4 protein-coding genes are annotated in these 2,253 nt (G+C 33.2%); all 4 read left to right on the top strand.

Annotated elements, in window-relative coordinates; translation table 11 throughout:
* The coding region (locus LKD41_RS15410; protein ID WP_227701666.1) for a hypothetical protein at positions 1–486 on the top strand (486 nt) is incomplete at its 5' end.
* Positions 483–776 (top strand): hypothetical protein, encoded by a 294-nt coding sequence (locus LKD41_RS15405; protein WP_117699323.1) that lies wholly within the window; start codon positions 483–485, stop codon positions 774–776. The genes LKD41_RS15410 and LKD41_RS15405, both read left to right, overlap by 4 nt.
* A complete protein-coding gene (locus tag LKD41_RS15400) occupies positions 766–1,509 on the top strand; it encodes an enhanced serine sensitivity protein SseB (RefSeq protein WP_117699322.1) in 744 nt (247 codons plus the stop codon). The genes LKD41_RS15405 and LKD41_RS15400 overlap by 11 nt, the downstream gene beginning before the upstream one ends.
* Positions 1,510–2,027: 518 nt before the next feature.
* Positions 2,028–2,253 (top strand): hypothetical protein (locus tag LKD41_RS15395; protein WP_331470941.1); only part of this gene is annotated, 226 nt, incomplete at its 3' end.

Raw genomic sequence — 2,253 nt, 5'->3', positions numbered from 1 at the left:
ACATATGGAACGCTCAGTGAGGCAGAGCTGGAAGTAGTAAATAACGTAAAAAGACCGCAGCAGTTGGGAAATGTAGGAGAGGGTGGAAGTAAGACAGTAAAGTATTCACCAATCAAACCTTGTAATGAAATTAGTCAAGAAGTAGCAGAGTCTTTTAATGGTGCAACATTTACAAAAACAACGTTGACAGAAGATACAGTTATGTATAGAGTAAGTGGTGGTAAAGCAGGAGAGGTTGGTTCATATGTATCAAGAACGCCTCAAGGAGGAGAATTGCAATCACAATTGGATTTAGCATTAAATCCTTCGTGGGGAAATACAACAGAAAATATTACCAAGGTTGTTGTTCCAAAAGGAACCACAATTTATGAAGGTATAGCGGCACCACAAAATATATATGATAGTCTTGGAAATGTGATAGGAACATTGCCAGGAGGTGGAAATCAAGTATATATCCCAAAAGTGGAAGCGGGGTGGTTTAAATGATAAAATGTGAATGTAGTGAACGAATAGGAAGTGTTATTAATTCATATAAATTATATGAAGATATTAAATTGTTTTTTGAAGAACAGGTAAAAGAAGATATATTTTCAGAAGTACCAGTAGGAAAGCCATATTGTGATGGATTTGAGTGGAAAGCAGATAAATGGTACAAGTGTAAGTGTTGTGGATGTCTATGGGAAATTAAATATCCTGATTTTCCAGCAAAAGGTTTTGTTCGTAAGTTTGCTGATGGAATATATCACCAGAAGGAGATAGGGAAAAATGAATATTAAAGAACCAATTAGTAATCTTAAATTAGTCGAGGCAATTGAAGGATTAAGTAACAATAATGCAACACAACAGAAATTTTTTACAGAATTTGCACAAGCTAAATTACTATGCCCTGCAGATATTCATTTACAAAACAGTTCGAAAGATGGTAATGAAATAGTTGTAGGTGAAGGGTCTTCAATATCTATAAAGCATTTAGAAGATACAAAAGGTAATAAGTTTTTAATTGCATTTACTGATTGGGAAGAATTATATAAATGGAATTCCTCAAAAGAACAGCAAACAGTTATTTTTGGTTATAAGGATTTTCAAAACATTATGAAAGAATCGAGAGATGTATATACAGGAATGGTAATAAATCCTTTCGGTGCCAATATTGTGATTACGCTTCCAATGCTTGATGGAATGGAAAATGATTGTATAATTAAAAAAGAAGAACAGGTGTTTATAGGCATTCCAGCTGAATACCCAACTGAATTGATAAATGAGCTATGTGTATATTTTGATAAAGAAAAGAGTGTTGATAAGGCGTTTTTATTATGGATGGTAAGGGGTGAAGAAGGAAGCTATTTACTAATATTGGATTCAAAAGAAGAACCTAATAGTCTATACCCAAGAGTTGGAAAATTTTGCATTAGATTTTTAAGAGATAAGATGCTTGATATGGTTTCAGCGGATTCGGATTTTGGAAAGAATGCAATTAGAGAATACAAACCATTTTATGAAAGAGATTAATTTAATTATGGTTATACTTTAGGACTTCAAAAATCCCTAACTCAAAAAGCTACTTTAATCTCTGTCTGTTCACGAAGTGAATGACATACAGAGATTAATAATAGCTTTTTGTCATTTACCTAAAGGGGAAAGGACACCTTATGGCGAAATTTGCCCGCAGGTATACAAAAGGATTTGTCCGACAATTTATTTCTAAGGTACGGTAAATCATTGATTTTACTGACTTTATTGCAAGCAGACAGATTTCATTCTTTCACAGAACTATTGTTTGCTAAAATATTCATAAATACTGTGAAATAGTCATTTTCAGCAATTGATATAAAATTATAACAAAAGATTTCGTTACAAGTTTGGCTGGTATCTACAACAGTATATTTTTATGAAAGTATATGCCAAAATCAAGACAAGCCAACTAATTGTTAAGAAAATGCCTTATTCTGATATCTTGAATAATTTTAAGACCTAGGATAAGAAATTTAATCAGTACACCTATACGAACGATAGAACTACATGAGCAGTTGGATCAGGAATTATTAAATCTTATCACAGAAGTTCAGAACCATGAGAGCAGTACCGTGACAGCACTGGAGAATTCCGTGGAATTGTTACTATCGAGTCTGAATACCTGTATTGCAAAAATCGGATTGAACACAGCTGCAATTGCAAGTTATGAAAGCAACAGCTTTTATACAGATAAGGACGTGTATGCACTTGCCAATATCAGTGAATTGTTTTATCAGCAGC

The sequence above is a fragment of the Roseburia sp. CLA-AA-H209 genome (genome assembly GCF_020687575.1).
GTDB classification, from domain to species: domain Bacteria; phylum Bacillota; class Clostridia; order Lachnospirales; family Lachnospiraceae; genus Roseburia_C; species Roseburia_C amylophila.
Note: the sequence above shows the minus strand (reverse complement) of the source record. Positions and strands in the feature narration are given on the sequence as shown.

Bases quoted from the DNA above. Each gene is read 5' to 3' on its own strand.
- LKD41_RS15405 (WP_117699323.1), top strand. From the start codon at position 483: ATGATAAAATGTGAATGTAGTGAACGAATAGGAAGTGTTATTAATTCA.
- LKD41_RS15400 (WP_117699322.1), top strand. From the start codon at position 766: ATGAATATTAAAGAACCAATTAGTAATCTTAAATTAGTCGAGGCAATT.